Source organism: Bacillus thuringiensis (genome assembly GCF_001595725.1).
GTDB classification, from domain to species: domain Bacteria; phylum Bacillota; class Bacilli; order Bacillales; family Bacillaceae_G; genus Bacillus_A; species Bacillus_A thuringiensis_K.
In genome coordinates, this window is record NZ_CP014284.1 from 125288 (window position 1) to 145969 (window position 20682).

Consider the following 20682-nt stretch of genomic DNA (forward strand, 5'->3'; position numbering starts at 1 on the left):
CCATTTCTTATTGTTTAGCGAACTTATTCTGTAAATAATTCACATGTTTCTTTTCAATACCCTTATCCGTAATGTTTGCTCGTAACTAGTTTGATAAATATGATTAACCTCGTTATTTGTAAGTTGCAGGTCTGTATAGGATTCGATACATTTCTTGAGATCGTTATAATATAAGACATGCTTATTTTTAGAAAAAACATTTACCCTTTTCAGACTGCATTTTGGATGAAATGCTGCAATAGAGATACAAGGTAGCTCTTGTTCGAATACCCATTCAATTTCTTTTATATGTTTATAGTTTGGTCAAAATGGATTTTGAAAAGAGGATTTCTTTCTAAAAATGCTCTGTGTCCCCCTTGCTGCTTTCTCACTCCCGTAGATCCAGCCCTTATAATTCTTCGTTTCTACAACAAATACACCGGTTTCCGCGATAACAATACGGTCAATTTGAGTTATATCAACGTACTCTGTATAAATCGTCATATTTTGTAACACATGGTAACTTTTCAGATCTAATTTACTTAATATACGTTTCACTAATTTCTCTCCAGCTTACCTTTCCATTTTGGTATATTTTTTTCACAACAATATTCAGCGGAATTAGAATGGCAATGAGGATTAATTCAAATTGAACTAATGTTTTAATATTAACAAAAGAAGATTGTTTATCATAAATGTAAGGATATTCTTCTAATTCGGAAAAAATTGCTATATAAATATCATTTATACAATATATAATAATTTATAAATTAATAGTATGTTATGATATCGAAGGATTTATCTACAGTAGGAGGAACGCATAGATATGTTAAAAAAATTATCAGTATTTCTTATTGGTACTTTGCTATTATTTGGTTTAGCAGCCTGTGATAGCATAAAATCGGTGACTAGCAATGTTACAGTAGGAAAAGTAATTGAAGAATTTAAGGCTGCAGGGCTTGAAGCAGAACGGCCTAGTGATCTACCAAAAAAAGAATTTGGGAATACTAGAAAAGAAGCGAAACGTATTCTTGTTCCAGCACTAGGAGAATATAGTGGCGGTAGAATATTTGAATTTAAAAACAAAGAGGATCTTGAACAAGCGAAAAAGTACTATGACGATTTAGGTAACGGTAATCAAATGTTATTCTCTCATACTTAAGCAAAAGGTAATTTTCTTTTACAAATGAATGGTGACATGGAAGATTTCCAATTTAACAAATATAAAGAAGTAATGGACAAAGTAATTAAGTAAGTTAAAGAATCCATTTTCATTTTTCAGAAAATATGATATAATTGTATTTGGATGGTGTCTGTATACATCTTATTAAATTTAAAGTGGTTATCAAGTCGAAGAAAAGGCACTCAAATGAGTGTCTTTTTTTATGGACAAAGCAACATAAATTATATTATAAATATATAGTTATTATAATAGATTTAGATGAATATCATAATTAATTTCGAGCCATTAAGTCCAGTTATGAATGACATAGCAATCAAACTTGCCATGGTACTATTTATACCTTTATTCCTAGCATTTCTTGTTAAAGTCATACTTATGAGATTTATGAAATTCCATTCAATTAAAGTTAATTATTGAATTGTTTATAAAGTGTTTTTTTAATTTAGGCATTTGTATTATAACTTTGGACATCTATACCTAATAAAATGCTTTAAATACTTAAATTTTATAGGGGGGATTATGGTGACAAATTTATACATTCAACCTGAATTTTCAGGTTATGATTATGAACGTGATGATTATTCACATCGCCCACATTATCGTTGGAAATTATGTATTTATAAAAATGGTTGGACACAGCAGTATTGGCATAGATTTGTTCCTTCTTGGCAGTCATGTCCAACTATGACTGATAATGAATTAGTATATCAAGTATTAATTCCATAAAAAAAACAGAAACTACTTATTTTTAAATAAGTAGTTTCTGTTTTTAAAGAAAAACTCCTAGCCCATTTTCAATTGCGCTTTACTTATATAATTCTATTCTCTGAAGTTTTCCGGTTAGATTTTATATTCATATAGTTTACTATTCTCAATTACTTATTTATTCTTTTCACAAGATTTTTTGAATCTCCTTTTAACTTGTAATACTTCATATTAAGACGAATAGCTACTATGGAGATTACTAAAAACCCTATTACATATAACATGTCTCTATCTCCATTTCTTATTGTTTAGCAAACTTATTCTGTAAATACTTTACATGTTTCTTTTTAATACCCTTATCCGTTATGTTTGCTCGCAACATAGTTTGGTAAATATGTTGTACCTCATCATTTGTTAGTTGCACCTCAGTATATGATTCAATACAACTTTTTAAGTCGTTATAATATAAGGCGTGTTTACCTTTAGAATGAACATCTACTCTTTTTAAACTGCATTTTGGATGAAATGCTGCTATAGAGATGCACGGCAGCTGTTGTTCCATTACCCATTCAATTGCTTTTATATGTTTATAGTTTTGTCGAAATGGATTTTGAAAAGAGTGTTTCTTTCTAAAGATACCTTGTGTCCATCTTGCTGCTTTCTCACTTCCATAGATCCATCCCTCGTAGTTTTTCGTCTCTATAACAAATACACCGGTTTCCGCGATAACAATATGGTCAATTTGCGTTGTATCACCATACTCCGTATTAACCGTAACATCATGTAACACGCAATAACTTTGAGAATCCAACTTGCTCAATATACGTTTTACTAATTTCTCTCCGGCTTTTCCTTTCCATTTCGGTACATGTTTTTTTACAACAATATTCAACGGAATGAGAACCGCAATGAGAATTAATTCAAATATCAATACTTTCATAATAGAAGCCCCCTTTTTACACCCTTGCGTTTCTGCGCATTAAACGATATACATGCGTTTCTAATCCTAAAATAAAATATGAGATACATAAGCCTTTAATCACCATCTCTACGAAGCCTAATGCTAATGAAACAAGGAGCCCACCTCGAAACTGAAAAGGTCTAGTCACTCTTCGATTTACTGGTTTTTCAATGACGCCAAAGTTGGCCCAGGTAGGCAAACGTTTTTCCACATTTTTCACGGTACCCATTAATCCGTATTTTAACGATAGAATGAAACATCCGATTAATAAATAAACAACAGAAGAAAAATAAATAGATAGGCCTATTACGAAGCATGTCAGTAACCAGCCTATTAATATAGAATTTCGCAAAGTAATATATTCTCGATTTCTATTCAATACAAACAGTCCTTTCAAAATTAATAAGGTTATTTTTATTTGGAAAATATTTACATTTGTTTATAAGCATGATATGATACGTCTATATTAATTTACGAACTAGCCAAAAAAGGATTGTGATAGACGTGTTAAAACTTGTAGTAGATAATACCTTAACAGAACAAGAAACAGATTCAGCTTTTTCAAACTTTTTCACTTGCAAAGACTGTGTATATTATCTTTCAAAATCAGATTCTTGCAGTCTACAATTAGCGGCTGATTCAAATAATCCCCTTGTCCCTTATGAGTGTGGTAACTTTGAGGAAACCTATGAAATCGGAACGGAAGATCCATTGAATTCACACATACATCAGCAACTTCGTGAAGAGAAAGCGCAAATACTAGCTGAAAGCTATCCAGCACAACCTTCTATTGATCCAATCCATAAAGACGCAATATGGTATGGATCAGTAAACTATGGTTGTTGGATTATAAATGATTCGAAGAAACGTTTTGCACTTGCAGAACAGGTTCCTTTCGGTGATAATAATATGTTACCTGAAAAATACGCATCTCCCTTTCCTTTACATGACCATGGGGCAAAAGAAGGTATTAGGCACTATATGTGCTGGTATGTAAACGAAAAAGGAATAGGCGAATACCATATACTTATTGGCGGTGTCATCATGAAAATTGCAGAAGGAGTTAAGAAACTTGAATTCAATAACTAATCACATCCATAAGAAAAGAATGTTAGAACATACCCTACTATTTAGTTTGGTACAGTTGGTACCACTGATCATATCTACCGGTATCATATATATGTTGCTAGAACTTACTGATACAGAGTGGATAACCTGGTTTAGTTATGAAGGTATCTTTGCCGTTCTTTTCCTTATAACGAGGTTCCAGGTGTTCCAGAATAAGAAAAGTATTATTTCTTTGAATCAATATGAAAAGTGGTTTTCAAAGTTAAATATTTTCTTAGTCTCTATATTTCTAGTGTTATTTGCATCCATACCAACTCTATTAAAGATCGCTTTCATTCTACAAATGACTGTTATTCTATTTCTACTAGAGTACCTTTGTTTGTATATTAATCGTTTACCGATACATAATTTATATAGAGTAAAAGAGATCATTTGTGATAAAAAACAACTCAAAATTGAACGAATTATTCCAAACAATGAGGAACACGGTACTCATACAATTAAAACAAGGGATGAGCAATACTTTTTATATACCGCTGTGTATTTGAGCGGCATACTATCGCCAATTTCAGAAGAAGTATTTGAAGAATATGAAAGAAAGAACCTAATGGGTAGATAAAAGGTACTGAATGTAGATTCAGTACCTTTTCTATTTTTATATATAATTCTTTACATATTAGCAAATAGCCATGGAGCGAGTACGGCTAACATACACAGCAAACAAGATCCCGTTATGACACGATTGGCCCAACGGTAATATTCCGGCTGTTTCGTACTCTCATGAATTCTTCTTAAACGAATACCTGCGATTAACATAAAGGGTGTGAAAATAAGTGCTGTTGCTTTAAACAGGTCTAAAAAATCCGTAAAGATGTTCATAAACGAAAATACATCGGAACTAAATAAGAAGTATACACTCAGTCTCATCGACATCATGCTGATAAATGAGAAGATCATACTTCCGGTTGCCCACTTCATCCATTGACCATTCTTTGTAATTAATGCCATAACCATGACAATAACTCCTAATACGAATGAAATAGAAAAGATATTGACTCCTACTTTAAAAGCCGGCGCATACAATCCTTCAATCTTTTTTATGATTGATGATCCAAATGAATCATCTTTCTCTGTTGTTTTCGTTCGATTGTTTAGTCCATCTTTAAATGATGACGAAACATCATTTCCTTTTAACTCATTAAAATCTATTTTTACAGAAGCTTGAGCTGCTTGTAAGGGTACAAGTAATAAAATCATCAGAACAAGCGTGCATAAGACTCCTATCATTCCTTTTTCCCGCTTCATCACACATCACCCGCTAATTTTGGTTTGATGCTCTTTAATTTGATTTCATTTCCTTCAGAAACATAATAAAGATCTGCTGCATAATAGATATTTGCTTTTGTATATGCCCCCATAATTGCATTTGCAATTTCTTCTTTTTCTACTGCCACATATGTTTCATTTTCATTGTAAAACTCAATTTCAATTCGGTTAATATTATTATTTAATACTGTAATATGTAATTCTTTTAAGCTATCTAAGCGATTCCCTAATCCACACACCAACTTAAATACTTTATTTGCAATTGTTGGTGGTTTTACATACGTCGTATTAAAATGAATCGTTTCATCATCTATCACACCATCTTCCTCGACTTCACACGTCATAATGAAAGAATGATTTTGTTTTTCAATTTCTTGTTGACTCAACTTACGATCAATGACATACTTCACGCTTGTTGACAGGTTTTCTATATATTCATCCAGTTCGGTATTTGAAATTTTAACCTCTGAGAATTCCGGAAAAATCATGTAAGCGTGTATATTAGAACTACTTTTACTTACACGTAATACCTGGACTTGTTTCTTTTCATAGCGCACCGTTTGTTCTAATTTTTCTACTACGTTGTTACTTATGGAATTAATATTCATTTACATTCACCTTTCAAAATTGTTATTTTTTTAACTCAAAAATATTTTTTACTTCATATAATCCTCATGTTTGGATTTAATCTATTTTAAGCATTGTAATATTACGAATAGTTCTCAATTCTCCTGTTTTAAGACTGTTAATCACTTGAATCTCAAAACATTTCAATATTACAATGACGTACAATGCCTCATTATAGTCGAATATCCTTATATGGTGAATCGTTCTGTCCCACTCATTTGTACAAAAATAAAAAAATGTTTTATTCTTGCACAAATGAGTGGAAAAATGCTGTATTTCATGCTATTTAACTAAGAAAATACAACTAGGAAATAGATTTATATATTCCCTAGTTGTCTATTACTCCATTCAACTAGTGTATAAGAATAAGGTGAATTGACCTCTAATTCCATATACAGTAATTGATTTTTTGGTAATATCTCTCCCTCTGTATGAATCCAATAACGCTTCTTATTAGACATATTTATGACGCGTGTCATTCCTTGTTCTTTTTCTTGTTCTATTATTTTTGCAGTCCACCTCACAAAATCCATATCTTCAACATTAGCTACTCCTTGTTGAACAGGAAAAACGTGTTCTGTTTCCGGTGGAATTGAAACATATTCTTGTTGTGGATACATGTCCTCATATTCTAATAATTCCACTGGTATATCCTCATCACTTGGAAAAGGAATATCATAAACAGCCTCAGGAGTGGGAGTATGATGAAAATCTTCAGCATACTCCACTTCTTCTATATCCTCATGTTTTAACCTGTCACTCTCTTCCTCACCCAGATTCTTACGAACAGATGTAGCAACTAAATCATATATACTTGCTACATCTTTTTCTAAGGTGATCTCTTTTGTTTGAACAGTAACACGCTCTTGTTCCCTTCCAATAGGTTTATTTTCTCTTGGGCACCAATAAACGGGGCGTTCCACCGGTTTATTTTCCATTTCTTTTTTCTTGGCTTCTTCCATTAGAAATTTTTTCTTTGAATTACGAACTACCAAAAACATATAACAAAATAGACCAATAAATATTTTTGTAAACATAATATTCCCCTCTCGATCATCCAAATAAATCGAACTCAAACTGTCCATCGATTACTTTGTTTTTTCGTTTTCCTTTCTTTTTAGAAGAATCCACTTCAACAATAACTGAATCCCAGAATGTGATATCTTGTTTTTGTACAAGCATGCGCTTATCAGTATTCAGTGTTATTAAAGCTCGAATGACACCTTCTATTTCTCCATCTATTTCAAGTACATTCTGCTTTACTCGAACTCCAGGTACTCGCTCTTTTTTAATACATTCAACAGCCCTTTGTACAAATTGAGCCTCTTTCATAAATGCTACGTCCATCGTTTCTGGTAATTTCTCTACCCAATTCGTAAATTGAATTTCAATTGATTCAAATACAGGCGTAATGACATTACCGATATTTGCAAGGACGCGTTTCGATTCATCAGATGCTGCTTTTGTCCATTCTTCTGTCGAACCCTTTAATTGATTTCCGCTCTTAATATTTTGAATTAATAGAGACTGTAGATCCCCTGTATCACCAAGCATTGCATTCAGACCATCGCTTGTTGCATCACCATTCATTGCTTCAGCTGCTTTATTTTTCTGAGCAATCAATTGAGCCAATTCCTGTTGGAAAGTTTCTTTATAGCCCAAATAGAATGTTCTACATTGCTTTGTTTGGCCAATACGCCAGTGTCTTCTTGCAGCCTGATTTAAAGTAAATAAACTAAATGATAGTTGATTGAAAATTAATGTTGGCGTCGCCAGCAGTCGGGTAGGTCAAAGATGTTACCATCTCTTTCCCCCCTAAGAACCGGACTTGTACCTTTCAGCACATCCGGCTCAAGCCCCCTTTCATCCGAAGACAATTAGTACGCAAACTTCTTAAATGCATCCATCATATATTTGACCGCTTGTTTACTGTTTACATCCACATTATTTCTTTTAAGGTAAGACTGAACCTTTGGTAATTGCTTACCGTTACCGTATCTCTCTAATAATGCATGATGTGTTTTATGACAAGACTTATGAAGTAACTCAAGGTTCTCATAAGTGTCACGACCACCTATAATTTTCGGTATTATATGATTTGCTTCTAATGGTTCGTCTCCAACAAGCGATTCATGGCAGACCCTACATTTGTATTTAGACTTTTTAGCAAGTTTTTGTTTCGCTAAAGTGTTCTCCTTATCGAACTCTTTTTTATCTCGTCGCTCGAAATACTCTTTTAGTGAAGCATCAAATGGACTGTTATATTGTTTGATTTTAATATGTCTTTCGATTTTTACCCAACTCATTTTCATGAGTTGTTTTGTATTATCATGTGGACATGTAAGAATCCATTTGTCCTTGCTCACACCAGTATGGTCGGGTTTAAAATATGTCTTTCTAATCCATTTAATTGATTTACGATGATGTCTATGTTTCAAGTAAATTAGCGTTCTTTTCAGAATATAACTATCTATATCTCTGAAAATCTTCTTGGCAACCGTAGGAGACCAATAATTCGTTATTCCTCTAACGACACGATTTAATCTATCAATTAGGACCGACGTTTCTCTACCTTTACCCCATTCGAATATTTCTTTAATCTTTTGTTTAGCTCGTTTGACACTATCTTTGGAAGGCTTAATGAACAAGCGCATTCCGTCTTTTGTTGGATATTGTCTGAAATTAAATCCTAAGAAGTCAAACCCTTTACTAATGTGTACTACTCTTGTTTTGTCTTTCGCAAGATTTAATCCACGTTTGTTCAGGTATGGTTCTAACTTATCGTACATGCCATATGCTTCTTCTTCTGTAGGACAGACAATTACAAAGTCATCAGCGTATCTAACAACACCAACTGAATTTGAGTACAATGTATCTCCTTGTCGTGTTGTATGGATGTATCTAACACTGATTTCTTTCTCCATTCCATGTAGTGCCACGTTTGCTAACAATGGTGAGATAATTCCACCTTGTGGCGTTCCTTTTGTTGTCTCATTGAATATATCGTTGTCTACATATCCACTTTCGAGCCAGTCTCGAATTATTGATTTATTAGGGAAGTTATTAATACACCCCATAATGTAATCATGATTCAAATTGTCAAAGCAACCTTCAAAATCCCCCTCAAAAATCCATCCCTTAGCACTACCTTTGCTTAATTTAGTGAATAAATCGCTCATTGCATCATGCGTACTGCGTTTAGGTCTGAATCCATAAGAGGTCATTTCAAATTTTGCTTCCCATTGTGGCTCTAATGCGTTTTTGAAGACATTTTGATATACTCTGTCAACTATAACTGGAATACCTAGTGGACGAAGTTTACCGTTCTTCTTAGGAATATAGGTTCTTCTAGCTGGTTTAACCTTGATATTTCTAACACTATATCTGCTTAATTTGTTGAATAACTCAACTCTTTCTTGAGGCGTGTTAGAGATATAACCGTCTATACCTGCTGTCTTTTTACCTTTATTCTCTTGAGTGACTCGTCTAATACTTAGAAGTAGATTAGCCTTGCTTCTTAAAAGTAATCTTTGAAGTTTTCTTACTTTCCTTGTTTGGTTTAATTGTTCGGCACGATAGATTCGTTGTTGAAGTTTCCTAACATAGCGTTGAATTTTCACCCAATTAATTGAGTGCCAATTCTCCACTAGTGGGGAAACAGCCGACTTAACACTCTCGTTAGTTTTCATAACATATCTCCCTCTCTATAGGATTATTCTTTTCGCTTTCTTTCGTGTTGAAGACCATGTGGAAGTCAGCAACCTTTCAGTTCGGGTATTGCCCTATCCAACGACTTATACAAATGAGTTTTCGTCTGAACTTTCGTTCTGTTGGCATTCGCTTTTTCCACAATCCTTTACCCTCTGTATGTTGTAAGTCTCTTACGATTCTCCTACCTCAAATGAGAGGAATACATAGGGCTTACCAAGTTTCACTAACGATAGATACGATTGAGTTAGGCATCCTTCTTTCCTCCGGCGGATCTATGGGTCGTCGCGCAGTCCCTCGACCGTAGAACTTTTCCTATCCGCTTCTACAGACTTTTTCTACCACAGTACGTCTGCTGTCGGTGACGGAGTCTACAAAGGTTCAGCTTCGCTTATACCTTCTCAATCTTTCCCTAGCTCTGTTGGGCTTCTGTGTAAAGTCCTCCATTAAGCATTTAACCCTCGTGCAACCCAACAATTCGATTACTCGAAAAGCAGTTTTGGGCGGGAACATCTCTAACGACTAAGATGACTTCTTATGAAGCACTATCTATTAGCAACTTCTTGTCGCACAATCCAAACCAACCTTTACCAATTCTTGCGAACAAATGATTACGTTCACATCGTTATTTACTTGTTCTTCTAACCATTGACTACGTTTTGGCGTAGCAATTGTATTTGTACGGAGTATTGCTACTTTTGCACCAGGTACTTGCTCTACAACCTTCTTCAAACGGGGTTGAATGTCTCGTTCTTTTACTGTAGATCCTGTATCAGATACATAAATAATCGTTGGACGGCCTTCAGAAATTTCAGTGCGCAATATTTCTTGCAACTTCCTTTCTTTAGGCTGTATACAATCCTCATCGAATCTGTATTCTGTATTGGACCAAACAACATCTTTTTTATTCCCATCTAAGTAATAGTTAGGATAATGGTTCATATTATCTGGATATGCATTTCCTGTACGAATATAAGAAAGCCATAATTTGCCGACATCTGGTGTACCTTTTGCTGCTTCAATCGCTCTTTCAAATGACTCTTTCATATGCTCGTAGGCTTGTTTTTGCTCTTCTGACATATCTACAAGAATCGTAGGTACATTAATAAGTTCGACTGGATTTGGCCATACATCTTTTAAGCGTACATTAATCGTTGTATCCATTAAGAATTTGGTAAACACATATGGTGAAATACCAGGAACAACTTTTGTTTTATCTAGCATCCCCTGTGCACCACGCAAAGCTACATTGGATACAACTTCACCATCATGGTAATACGTTCTCTCGATGTTTCCGTAGGTTTCATTCCATTCCATTAGAGAGCTATATTTAAACCCACTCTTCACCATTTTTTGAGGATATAAGCGCCATAACGTATAAAATACGTCGCTTGCCTTTCCGCCAAATAGAGTCCCCGTACCACCTACAAACTTCTTACAAACCTTTGCTAAACTTCCTAAAGCAGTTCCTTGTGCAGATTCACTTTTCAGCTCATGTATCTCATCAGCAATAAGAACGTCAAAAAAATGCTTCATTTTTCTACGAATATACTCAACAGCAGCTACTTTTCTATACGCTCTTCCTGAATGTTTTGCGTCATATGGTTTTACACGATTCTCTAACTCTAGTTGTTTTTGTAAAGGTTTATTTCCCTCTTTAATTGCCTGCACTAATTGTTCCTCATATTTTGTCCACTCTTTAAAACTTGCATATTTTGTTTTTACTTTTGGGCTCCAAATATTTGAATTACAATCAGCACATACACTATTTTTATTCGTTTTAGTATCTAAGTCACTAGCTGTAAAATTTTTATATTGACATACTTCTTTTTGTTCACCATTGGCCTGTTGAACCATGATAGAAGATGTTTTTTTACGCAACTTAGCACCACAATCTGGACAGTAGTAGCCATTCTTATAATATCTTTGCACCTCTTGCTCCGATTTTTTGGAAAGTGCAATTTGCTTATAAGGTAGTGGCATCTGTTTAATAGAATCCCCTCGCATCGTTGTAAAACTAATGACAAAGAAGGTTGGTTTTTGTGGCTTGGGTCTCCCGGCCTGAATCCAAGCTTGATGAATACGAATAATATCCTCAGTTCGTTTAATAAGGTGGATCTCTGCGTCTGGTAATAAGTGTCGTATTTCTTCTTTTGCCCACTTCTCAGTAAGAGTTGGTGGAACAAATACGCATGTACGATATCCTTTTTGCCCTTTTAAATGAAAATAGCCATCTACTGCAGCTGTCATCATTGCGCTCTTGCCCGTGCTCATTTCCCCCTGCAAGATGATTCCCTTTTGTACTTGTAAAGCTTTTGCTACACCTGTTGCAACATGTGCTTGTACAGGGAATAATGGTCTTTGATATGTATCAAAATGAGATAATGCCTGATCTTTCATCGGTTGATGTAAGGGCTCATCCAACTTTGTAACCTTATCAAGCATGACAGGCGAATATTCCAATAGGTATTCATTTAAATCATTAATTTCATTTGTTTTTTCACCTGTACCTTCTTGCGGGAATTGACATTTCTTAGAGCGAATCATTTCTGATAAAAACTCCTTACAATCCTTTTCCTTTAGTAAGACTTGCGCAATCGTTAAAGAAGAAAATTCATTCTTATCAAAATACACCTCTAACGGTTGTAATAGATTTCTTGTTAGCATCTCCTCATAAATTGGCTTCGCCCATTCTTCTAAGATTGGAAGACCATATGGAGGAGCCATTAAGAAATCTCTTACTTGCATTTCTGGTGCTTCATCAATTGCCACAATATACTTTTCTTCTAATTCTTTAGAAAACGCAATAATTGCCTTTTTTCTATTTACTGTTTGTGTATTTATAAACTCAAATTGCCCAGTCGAGATTACATTCATTTTTTTTCCTAACACATAATGTAATTCTTCTTTTTGTCCCTCTCCAAAATACAAACGACGAGTACCCATTGATATGGCTGCTCTGAATGACTTTAATGTACTGTCATTCGCACCTAACACTGCAAATTGCATTTGGTTGTTATGATTAACTGCCATAGCAAAGCAGAAAGCTGAATGTGAAGCGGTGCCTGTCTCCAATTGCAAAATCGCTGGTGTTTGTTCCTGGTCAAATGTATCTTGTTTAATTATTTCTTGTAACATAGGTTTCCCTCCTAAAATAAAAAACGCATCTCATTCGATACGTTTCATGTCCTACTCATTCAATTTATTGTTTAAAAATCTATAAACCGTTTCCACTCTGTTAATGATTGTTCAGCCGCATGTAGCATATCACCTGCACCTTGAAACACAGAGAATTGTTCTAGTACTACCAAATGTGTACCTGCACTAAATTGAGATGCACATAAGCACATGACTGTAAGCACAATAGCAATACGAACTATACGATTGCTAAACTCCCATACAATGTAAAGTGCTCCTAACCCTAACAGTACAGACATCTCTCTCTTCCTTTCCTAGACAAGTTCTTTGACTTCACCTTTTGGCGTTGCGATGATAAATTTCGCGCGACGTTTTTGTAATACAACTTCTTTCGTTGTTTTTTCCAAATGCTCAAATGAATTTTCATAATACACATTTTCAGATCCACGAACTGCATGGAGTGTATCACCTTCACCAAGCAAACCATCTGCCACACCTGTCATCAGCAAAAGTCCTAGTTGTCCGGAAGCAATTGGCATTTTCGCTCTTTCAGCAGCTTTTTTCTCACCTTGAAGTGAGTAACCATTCCCTCTATTTAAACGCTTTTTGAACGACGAGATACCTTCCGATTTCCCAACTCCTTCATAAGCACTTTTATAATCCACTCTTGATGTAAAAATAAGTTTATTTTGATGACGCAATTCTGGTATAACCCAGTCCTTACGATTTACCATTTCCGCCAATGTATTTACATGTTTTTTGACGAAAGAAAGGTCAGACATGCTTTCACAAAAATTCGCGAATCGATCGTTGAAGTATGGATCATTTTTCGTGGTAGCACGCTTACGTCCAATGAAGACACACTGTTTAAATGCATCGAACTCTTTATTTTCATCACCAAAACGCATTAAGCCTATTTCCTCATAATTCTTAGCTAAGAAATAACTGATATCGTCCCTAGCAAATCTGTCATATGGAATGACATATACCATAATCCCACCTTCTGCTAAATAATGATGAGCACGTTTTAGGAAGTTGAACTCCATTTCCTCTGATTTTTTATTATCTGTACGAAGCTCCGTATTATAAGGTGGATTTAAAAAGATAAGTGGAAAATAGTCATGACTAATCATCACGCTTTCAAAGCTGGAGCGTACTACAACATCTAATTGCTCTTTTGCTTTGCCATATCGATTTGCATCCAGTTCTACGCCATACGTATGAAACTGGACTCCCACCTGCTTCATTTCATCTGCAAAACTTCGTAAAATTGTCCCTTCTCCACAGCATGGATCAAAGCAAGCATAAGCTCGCTCTGATTCCATTTGTAATAGTTGTACTAAGTGTTTCCCTTCTGTTAGTGGTGTTGGATAAAATCCCGCCGCTAAATCATTTTCTAAACGCATAATCGTTCCCTCCAAGTTCTTTTTTACAATAAAAAAAGGAAGATCCAAGTAAATACATCACTTAGTTCTTCCTTCTACCCTCTATACACTACCTCGACTTTATTAAAACGGTAGTAAATCATCTGCAATCTCCGATAGCTCATCCAAACCAGCGAATATATCATCCGACTCTTGGGATTGCTCGTTTGTTTCCTGCTCTTTTGGATCGTCTAATATTGTCCAAATGTTATCCTTTTTCATTTTCATATCCCTCTATCCTTCTTATTTTTCAGGTTCATAAACAACTTCCTCGTAATCAAAAAAGTAATCTTTCAACTTACGTAGGATCTTACGAAACTTCGGTTCGGCTACGATCTTAGTTCCACTATAAAAACTTCGTTGCCCAACAAAGCGCCATAAGATGACATAGCCTACCTTCATTTCCTGTATCCCTTCAATATATAATGCGATTTCTTGAATGGCTTCTTTTTCATTAAAAACATGTGGCTTGAAATATTGAACTTTACCATCAGGTAATATGATTTCTGCCTCTAAACAACCTCGCAATTGATTAATTCTCGATCTGGATTCAGATGACATTTCTGATGATGCATATGAATTCTGCTTATTTTCCATTCGTATTTTATTTTCCTCTACTGTTGGTACTAATTTTAAGTGTCTACAATCTTTATTCATTTTCATATCTCCTCTAATTTGTTATTTTATTAATCATAAATAACCCCGCCTGCGAACTTGAAAACAACACAAAAAGGGCTTCTTCAAGTCGATTAAAAATGTGCATAGCAAAAAAAACTATATATACACTAATCGGCTCAAAGAAGCCCTTTCACAATTGAAACAAGACGCAACTTGCTTCTACAACTCAACCACAACACAAAAAAGGTGTGGGAATAAACGGAATCAAATAAACTAACAATATACCTATATATTATATAATAATGTTATATATTACAAGAAGTTTTAATTAAAGTTAACGCTTTACCTAAAAGAATCCTGCTTCCTTAAGCTTGTGAAGGGTGATAGTCAAAAAGTATCTGGGTATGCGTTAAGGTATAATTAAATACTATAAGTGTTTTACCACTTTCAATCCACACACCTATGAGAGGTATGAAGCCCATACAATTCCTTTAGACTTGTAGCGCTAGCGATTTCAATCCTCGCACCTATATAAGGTGCGACCTAAATTGAGATGCACATAAGCAAATGACTGTTAATTTCAATCCACGCTCCTATATAAGATGCGACTGTCCGTATATGCGTTTTAAATATGTGCTACTACGATTTCAATCCACGCATCTTAATGAGGTGCGACAACAATATCTTTAATGATTGCAAACCCTTTATCATTTCAATCCTCGCACCCATGAAAGGTGCGACTAAACGCTCCAGCCACACCGTTAAGCGGCAGCCTGATTTCAATTCACGTACCTACAAGAGGTACGACTTTTCTTTAATAAATGGTTGATTAACTTTTTAATAAATACGCTTTCCTTCAATCATTCTAATGTTTTCTTCATTGCGGTCCATCAATAATCGTCACTTTTAAACTATCTAATTCTTTTACCGAAATGTTATAGTCATCAATTATTTTGGTTCGTCAATGTTCCGCTTAATATCCAGTAAACGGTGTACTTTTGCGGAATGGTACTGGCCAAGTTTTGAATTATGCTTCCACCAACAAGCTTTATGTACTTCTATACTTCCTTCAGGTCGTGCTGCTGATACATCATTTTCAAACAATGTAACCAGTGCATTTTTAATTTTCTCCGCATCTTCGTTAGTAAAACCTGTCTTTTCTGCTAACTGTGTATTGATACTTCCATAAAAAACATAGACTCCAAAATCAACACGATCCTTCATCCCCATTGTATCTGATCCTTTATCCTTCCCCAGCTCAGAATTTACAATTTTCGTAATCTGCATACTAGTAATATCAATCGGATCAACACTTGTGGCCGTATGAATTGAAACAGGTCCTCTTATTCCAGCAGAGACACTAAATTACTATCAAGCATCTTACCAGTCCTAACTCACGCTCCTATATGAGATACGACCGGCACGTATGCTTTTTATATTTTCGTTAACGGCTTTCAATCCACGCACCTATTTAAGGTGCGACTAATACTTCCAAGTGTGTACCTGCACCTAATTGAATTTCAATCCACGCACCTGCAAGAGATGCGACTTTCCTTTAATAAATTGATAGAGTATATCTTTATAAGGATACTTTCTTTCAACTATTCTGACGCTTTTTATTACATTCCATTAATAATCTCAACTTTTAAATCATCTAATTCATGTACCAATACAGTATAATCATCGATTGTTTTTGGTTCGTCAATATTCCGTTTAACCTCTAATAAACGATGTACTTTTGCAGAGGAGTATTGACCAAGTTTTGAATTATGATCCCACCAACAAACTTTATGTACTTTTATACTTCCTTCAGGGCGTGCTGCTGATGCATCATTTTCAAACAGTGTAACCAGTGCATTTTTAATCTTCTCCTCATCTTCGTTAGTAAAACCTGTCTTTTCTGCTAATTGCGTATTAATACTTCCATAAAAAACATAGACTCCAAAATCAACACGATGCTTCATCCCAATTGTATCTGAACCTTTATCCTTCTCATGCTCAGAATTTATAATTTTCGTAATCTGCATACTAGTAATGTCAATTGGATCAGCTGTATGAATTGAAACAGGTCCTCTTATTCCAGCAGAGACACTAAATTACTATCAAACATCTTACCAGTCCTAACTCACGCACCTATATAAGGTGCGACTCCAGGCTTCGCCAATTTCAACCATTAATGCACGATTTCAATCCACGCACCTGCAAGAGATGCGACTTTCCTTTAATAAATTGATAGGGTATATCTTTATAAGGATACTTTCTTTCAACTATTCTGACGCTTTTTATTACATTCCTTTAATAATCTCAACTTTTAAACCATCTAATTCATGTACCAAGACAGTATAATCATTGATTGTTTTTTGTTCGTCAATATTCCGTTTAACCTCTAATAAACGATGTACTTTTGCAGAGGAGTATTGACCAGGTTTTGAATGATGATCCCACCAACAAACATAGACTGCGAAATCAACACGATGCTTCATCCCCATCGTATCTAAAACTTTATCCTTCCCATGCTCAGAATTTACACTTTTCGTAATCTGCATACTAGTAATGTCAATTGGATCAACACTCGTTGCTTTATGAATTGAAACAGGTCCCCTTTCTCCAACAGAGGCACTAAATTACTATCAATTATTTTATCAGTCTTACTCCACACACCTGAGATGCGAAGAAAGTAATCTAGATAAGGCAGCAAGTAATTTCATTTCAATTTAGGCACCTATATAAAGTGCGACGTAATTCTTCTTCTGTGGATATATCTCGTCTAATATTTCAATTCACACACCTATATAAGGTGCGACTTGTTTACTTCTATTTTTGCATTGAAATAATCTAAATTTCAATCCACGCACCTATATAAGGTGCGACATATCATCGAGGGGATGTTTGGAATCTCCCTTATATTTCAATCCACGCACCTATATAAGGTGCGACAGCGATTTTTGTTTAAAACCATACAAAAATACACTAATTCTGTTCAAAAATATACATATTTCTTTATTTAATAAGAGAATTTGTATAAAAAATATTAAACTTCGCTCATAAATTATGAAAATTCAGGTGCGAATGCACGAGGAATTTTATGTGTGCTATACATTCGCACCTAAAAAATCAAAGGACTTTCTAAATCAACGGATTCCTTTATACCGATATGTTCAACCCTATTTTTATAGTTATTACCTAACTGATAAAATCTAAGACTATCCTCACCTTCGTTAATAATTTTAATTAATTCCATCTTTAAAGTAGCAAATTGAGTTGCATCCACAACACATTCAAACACTGAATTTTGGACTCGTTGACCATAATTTTGACATATTTTCGAAACTTTTCGCAGTCTTTTTTGTCCAACACTGTTAGTTGTGCTTACATCATATGTTATTAATACTAGCAACTGTTACACCTACTTCCATAAAAATGGTGGATATTCATCTAAGTCATCACGTAAATAACGAGCCAATAGCAAAGCTTGCGCATGTGGTACTAATCCCCAAGATATTTTTTCACCAAGATATGGATGTGTTATTTTTTCTTGTTTTTTATTTTGCCAAGCTGTTATAAATTTTTTTCTAGCTTCATCCGTCATGATAACAGCTCCATTTTCTTTTTGGAAAAAATCCCCCTTGTTTATGACTCGCTTATTAATTAATGACAAGACAAATTTATCTGCATAGACTCCTCGTAGCTCTTCTATAACATCTAAAGCCAAAGATACCCTTCCTGGCCGATCTCGATGCAAAAAACCAACATATGCATCCAATCCAACACTCTCTAATGCAGATGTCATATCATTTGCTAATAATGTATAAGCAAATGATAACATTGCATTTACATTATCTAATGGGGGTCTTCGAGAACGTCTATTAAAATAAAAATCCTCTTTTTGTTGTAGGATCATCTGATTAAATAATTTATTATAACTTGTGGCAGCCTGCCCTTCTAATCCCCTTAATCTTTCTAAATCCTCACATTCCCTTACTTCAAGAATAATAGATGATAAGTGTTGAGAGATTGCTTTGAATTGATCCACATCTATTCGTAATGGATAATCTCGAGTCATTCTTTCAATTATCCATTTGTTATTGTAAATCTTTCCAACAATGAAGTTGCGCGCAATTTTAGCTGATATAACTTCATCTTCTGATATACGATATTGTTTTTTTCTTAGAATGACATTTCCCTTACTTTTCCCAATAACTCTTGCAAGAAATTGTCCATACATTGTTAAAAATACCAATGAAATATTTTTTTCTGCACAATACCCCATAAGTGCAGGACTTGTACCCGTATAGCCAAAAGATACAATTGATTCTAAGTTGTGAAGTGGCAACCTTCCTATCTTCTCTTTTTCCTTTAGAAGAACGATGTTATCACCATCTAACGACAAATAAACATCTGGTTGAGTTATAAACAATGTATTAAGAAGTTTTTTCATTCATGGATCTTCCCTTCAATATAACTTTTTACAGATCTTTTATTCATTAATCCTGGTAAGCATAAATTTTGAAGGGAACAACTTTTGCAAAACGATCCTGTTTTTACTTTAGGAGTATACTTGTGTTTATAATAATCATACATTTCTTTGACAATTGACCTAACGTTATTTTTTTCATATGTCGTTAGGGGAACTTCAATACGGTGTTTGATTTCATTATAAAATATAAAGCCTGTCTTTATTTCACAAAGCAGCATTTCTTCAAGACATATAGCTTGTGCTGTTAATTGTAAAACATCCGAATCGTTTATTTTCGGTTTCCCACGTTTATATTCGATTGGTTGCACAATATATTTTCCCTCGGCACCATTTATTTCAATCCCATTATTATCTTTAATAAACTCTACCACATCACAAACTCCTGTAATTCTAAGTTCATTTGATTTTATAGGCATCGCACTCACAGTAAATTTGTTTCCTCGTTTTTCCTTAATAAATGGTTGATCAGCTTTCTGATGAAGAAACTTCCCTTCTATCGTCCTAACGTTTTCTTCCCATTGTTGTTCAATATGAATAAGGGCCCATTGTCGTTTGCAAAATTGAAAATGTTGAATACCAGATAACATTAAATAACTATTGTCTTCATTACATTCCATCAATAATCTCAACTTTTAAACCATCTAATTCATGTACCAATACAGTATAATCATCAATTGTTTTTGGTTCGTCAATATTCCGTTTAACCTCTAATAAACGGTGTATTTTTGCAGAGGAGTATTGACCAAGTTTTGAATTATGATCCCACCAACAAACTTTATGTACTTCTATACTTCCTTCAGGGCGTGCTGCTGATGCATCATTTTCAAACAATGTAACCAGTGCATTTTTAATCTTTTCCGCATCTGCGTTAGTAAAGCCTGTCTTTTCTGCTAACTGTGTATTAATGCTTCCATAAAAAACATAGACTCCATAATCTACACGATGTTTCATCCCCATTGTGTCTGAACCTTTATCCTTCCCAGGCTCAGAATTTACACTTTTCGTAATCTGCATACTAGTAATATCAATCGGATCTACACTCGTTGCCGTATGTATTGAAACAGGTCCTCTTACTCCAACAGAGACACCTTTTCCAGCTCCCCCTTTAAAGGCAAAAACTTGTCCAAAGCTTCTTACATCAATCCACTCTTTACATGCAATTGCAGCAAATTGTTCATGTGGATTATCCTTCGATTTTAACGCTTTGACTAAATCTACATTGGTTTCTGCTCGTTCCCTTAAACTATTAAATTGGTCTACCTTCCTGTCATTTGATTGAACAAAAATAGATTCTTCCATGTCTTGCAGACGATTTCTAATCTTTCGTTTAATGGCTACATCAGAGATTTCACCATGTCCATCATAATTTTGTCTTGGGCGATTTCCATTCAAAGGATCTCCATTTGGATTAGCCTTTGTAACTGATAAAACAACTGCAAAATCGATTTTGTGATCTAAAGTTTTCATT

At 34.6% G+C, this 20682-nt stretch carries 18 protein-coding genes and 6 pseudogenes; 4 read left to right on the top strand and 20 right to left on the bottom strand.

Annotated features, from left to right (window positions below):
- Positions 1-7 precede the first annotated feature (7 nt).
- Positions 8-646: pseudogene (locus tag AXW78_RS29415) on the bottom strand (nuclease-related domain-containing protein).
- Between the two features lie 159 nt (positions 647-805).
- Here AXW78_RS29415 and AXW78_RS29420 point away from each other — a divergent pair.
- Positions 806-1234 (top strand): annotated as a pseudogene (locus AXW78_RS29420) (stress protein).
- Positions 1235-1681: 447 nt separating this feature from the next.
- On the top strand, positions 1682-1888 hold the full coding sequence (locus AXW78_RS29425) for a hypothetical protein (protein ID WP_061885089.1): 207 nt from the start codon (positions 1682-1684) through the stop codon (positions 1886-1888).
- 280 nt (positions 1889-2168) lie between these two features.
- Here AXW78_RS29425 and AXW78_RS29430 read toward each other — a convergent pair whose 3' ends face one another.
- Both AXW78_RS29430 and AXW78_RS33620 read right to left on the bottom strand, forming a co-directional pair.
- Positions 2169-2807, bottom strand: a complete 639-nt coding sequence (locus AXW78_RS29430) for a nuclease-related domain-containing protein (protein ID WP_061885090.1) — start codon at positions 2805-2807, stop codon at positions 2169-2171.
- Positions 2808-2823: 16 nt separating this feature from the next.
- On the bottom strand, positions 2824-3207 hold the full coding sequence (locus AXW78_RS33620; RefSeq protein WP_002182188.1) for a hypothetical protein: 384 nt from the start codon (positions 3205-3207) through the stop codon (positions 2824-2826).
- 125 nt (positions 3208-3332) lie between these two features.
- Here AXW78_RS33620 and AXW78_RS29435 point away from each other — a divergent pair, with 125 nt between their 5' ends.
- Positions 3333-3917: a hypothetical protein gene (locus AXW78_RS29435; RefSeq protein ID WP_061885091.1), complete on the top strand. Its 585-nt coding sequence runs from the start codon at positions 3333-3335 to the stop codon at positions 3915-3917.
- Positions 3918-3936: 19 nt separating this feature from the next.
- Positions 3937-4515: a hypothetical protein gene (locus tag AXW78_RS29440; RefSeq protein ID WP_081114083.1), complete on the top strand. Its 579-nt coding sequence runs from the start codon at positions 3937-3939 to the stop codon at positions 4513-4515.
- 50 nt (positions 4516-4565) lie between these two features.
- Here AXW78_RS29440 and AXW78_RS34130 read toward each other — a convergent pair whose 3' ends face one another.
- From AXW78_RS34130 to cas7c (AXW78_RS29520), 17 genes and pseudogenes are all read right to left on the bottom strand, one after another.
- A complete protein-coding gene (locus AXW78_RS34130; protein WP_061885093.1) occupies positions 4566-5201 on the bottom strand; it encodes a hypothetical protein in 636 nt (211 codons plus the stop codon).
- Positions 5201-5830 carry a hypothetical protein gene (locus AXW78_RS29450; RefSeq protein ID WP_061885094.1) on the bottom strand — a complete coding sequence of 210 codons (630 nt, stop codon included), beginning with the start codon at positions 5828-5830 and terminating at the stop codon, positions 5201-5203. The genes AXW78_RS34130 and AXW78_RS29450 overlap by 1 nt, the downstream gene beginning before the upstream one ends.
- A gap of 336 nt (positions 5831-6166) precedes the next feature.
- Positions 6167-6886 (bottom strand): hypothetical protein, encoded by a 720-nt coding sequence (locus AXW78_RS29455; RefSeq protein ID WP_061885095.1) that lies wholly within the window; start codon positions 6884-6886, stop codon positions 6167-6169.
- Between the two features lie 16 nt (positions 6887-6902).
- Positions 6903-7628, bottom strand: a pseudogene (locus tag AXW78_RS29460) (hypothetical protein); the annotation flags it as partial.
- Between the two features lie 98 nt (positions 7629-7726).
- Positions 7727-9538, bottom strand: coding sequence for a group II intron reverse transcriptase/maturase (ltrA, locus tag AXW78_RS29465; protein ID WP_061885096.1), 1812 nt, complete (start codon positions 9536-9538; stop codon positions 7727-7729).
- Between the two features lie 571 nt (positions 9539-10109).
- Positions 10110-12695, bottom strand: coding sequence for a DEAD/DEAH box helicase family protein (locus tag AXW78_RS29470; RefSeq protein WP_061885097.1), 2586 nt, complete (start codon positions 12693-12695; stop codon positions 10110-10112).
- Positions 12696-12766: 71 nt separating this feature from the next.
- The gene (locus AXW78_RS29475) at positions 12767-12994 is read right to left on the bottom strand and encodes a hypothetical protein (protein ID WP_000114826.1); all 228 of its coding nucleotides are present in this window, start codon (positions 12992-12994) and stop codon (positions 12767-12769) included.
- Between the two features lie 15 nt (positions 12995-13009).
- The gene (locus AXW78_RS29480; protein WP_061885098.1) at positions 13010-14101 is read right to left on the bottom strand and encodes a DUF6094 domain-containing protein; all 1092 of its coding nucleotides are present in this window, start codon (positions 14099-14101) and stop codon (positions 13010-13012) included.
- A gap of 102 nt (positions 14102-14203) precedes the next feature.
- Positions 14204-14347: a hypothetical protein gene (locus AXW78_RS34630; RefSeq protein ID WP_000782410.1), complete on the bottom strand. Its 144-nt coding sequence runs from the start codon at positions 14345-14347 to the stop codon at positions 14204-14206.
- Between the two features lie 15 nt (positions 14348-14362).
- Positions 14363-14776: a DUF6018 family natural product bioysynthesis protein gene (locus AXW78_RS29485; RefSeq protein ID WP_061885099.1), complete on the bottom strand. Its 414-nt coding sequence runs from the start codon at positions 14774-14776 to the stop codon at positions 14363-14365.
- Between the two features lie 838 nt (positions 14777-15614).
- A pseudogene (gene cas7c, locus AXW78_RS29490) lies at positions 15615-16096 on the bottom strand (type I-C CRISPR-associated protein Cas7/Csd2); the annotation flags it as partial.
- Between the two features lie 260 nt (positions 16097-16356).
- Positions 16357-16827, bottom strand: a pseudogene (locus AXW78_RS29495) (type I CRISPR-associated protein Cas7); the annotation flags it as partial.
- Positions 16828-17022: 195 nt separating this feature from the next.
- A pseudogene (locus AXW78_RS29500) lies at positions 17023-17352 on the bottom strand (type I CRISPR-associated protein Cas7); the annotation flags it as partial.
- 491 nt (positions 17353-17843) lie between these two features.
- On the bottom strand, positions 17844-18134 hold the full coding sequence (cas2, locus tag AXW78_RS29505) for a CRISPR-associated endonuclease Cas2 (protein ID WP_061885100.1): 291 nt from the start codon (positions 18132-18134) through the stop codon (positions 17844-17846).
- A 9-nt stretch (positions 18135-18143) separates the two neighbouring features.
- Positions 18144-19175, bottom strand: a complete 1032-nt coding sequence (gene cas1c / locus AXW78_RS29510; protein WP_000735203.1) for a type I-C CRISPR-associated endonuclease Cas1c — start codon at positions 19173-19175, stop codon at positions 18144-18146.
- Positions 19172-19831 (bottom strand): CRISPR-associated protein Cas4, encoded by a 660-nt coding sequence (gene cas4, locus AXW78_RS29515; protein ID WP_061885101.1) that lies wholly within the window; start codon positions 19829-19831, stop codon positions 19172-19174. The genes cas1c and cas4 overlap by 4 nt, the downstream gene beginning before the upstream one ends.
- Positions 19821-20681, bottom strand: coding sequence for a type I-C CRISPR-associated protein Cas7/Csd2 (gene cas7c, locus AXW78_RS29520; RefSeq protein WP_061885102.1), 861 nt, complete (start codon positions 20679-20681; stop codon positions 19821-19823). Before cas7c (AXW78_RS29520) ends, cas4 begins: the two co-directional genes overlap by 11 nt.
- Between the last annotated feature and the right edge of the window lies 1 nt (position 20682).

Excerpts from the sequence above, each read along its gene's own strand:
- AXW78_RS29455 (WP_061885095.1), bottom strand. The coding sequence starts at position 6,886 with ATGTTTACAAAAATATTTATTGGTCTATTTTGTTATATGTTTTTGGTA.
- AXW78_RS29425 (WP_061885089.1), top strand. The coding sequence starts at position 1,682 with ATGGTGACAAATTTATACATTCAACCTGAATTTTCAGGTTATGATTAT.
- cas4 (WP_061885101.1), bottom strand. The coding sequence starts at position 19,831 with ATGGAATGTAATGAAGACAATAGTTATTTAATGTTATCTGGTATTCAA.
- AXW78_RS29470 (WP_061885097.1), bottom strand. The coding sequence starts at position 12,695 with ATGTTACAAGAAATAATTAAACAAGATACATTTGACCAGGAACAAACA.
- cas7c (WP_061885102.1), bottom strand. The coding sequence starts at position 20,681 with ATGAAAACTTTAGATCACAAAATCGATTTTGCAGTTGTTTTATCAGTT.
- ltrA (WP_061885096.1), bottom strand. The coding sequence starts at position 9,538 with ATGAAAACTAACGAGAGTGTTAAGTCGGCTGTTTCCCCACTAGTGGAG.
- cas1c (WP_000735203.1), bottom strand. The coding sequence starts at position 19,175 with ATGAAAAAACTTCTTAATACATTGTTTATAACTCAACCAGATGTTTAT.
- AXW78_RS29430 (WP_061885090.1), bottom strand. The coding sequence starts at position 2,807 with ATGAAAGTATTGATATTTGAATTAATTCTCATTGCGGTTCTCATTCCG.
- AXW78_RS34130 (WP_061885093.1), bottom strand. The coding sequence starts at position 5,201 with ATGAAGCGGGAAAAAGGAATGATAGGAGTCTTATGCACGCTTGTTCTG.
- AXW78_RS29480 (WP_061885098.1), bottom strand. The coding sequence starts at position 14,101 with ATGCGTTTAGAAAATGATTTAGCGGCGGGATTTTATCCAACACCACTA.
- AXW78_RS29440 (WP_081114083.1), top strand. The coding sequence starts at position 3,937 with ATGTTAGAACATACCCTACTATTTAGTTTGGTACAGTTGGTACCACTG.
- AXW78_RS29475 (WP_000114826.1), bottom strand. The coding sequence starts at position 12,994 with ATGTCTGTACTGTTAGGGTTAGGAGCACTTTACATTGTATGGGAGTTT.
- AXW78_RS29485 (WP_061885099.1), bottom strand. The coding sequence starts at position 14,776 with ATGAATAAAGATTGTAGACACTTAAAATTAGTACCAACAGTAGAGGAA.
- AXW78_RS29450 (WP_061885094.1), bottom strand. The coding sequence starts at position 5,830 with ATGAATATTAATTCCATAAGTAACAACGTAGTAGAAAAATTAGAACAA.
- AXW78_RS34630 (WP_000782410.1), bottom strand. The coding sequence starts at position 14,347 with ATGAAAATGAAAAAGGATAACATTTGGACAATATTAGACGATCCAAAA.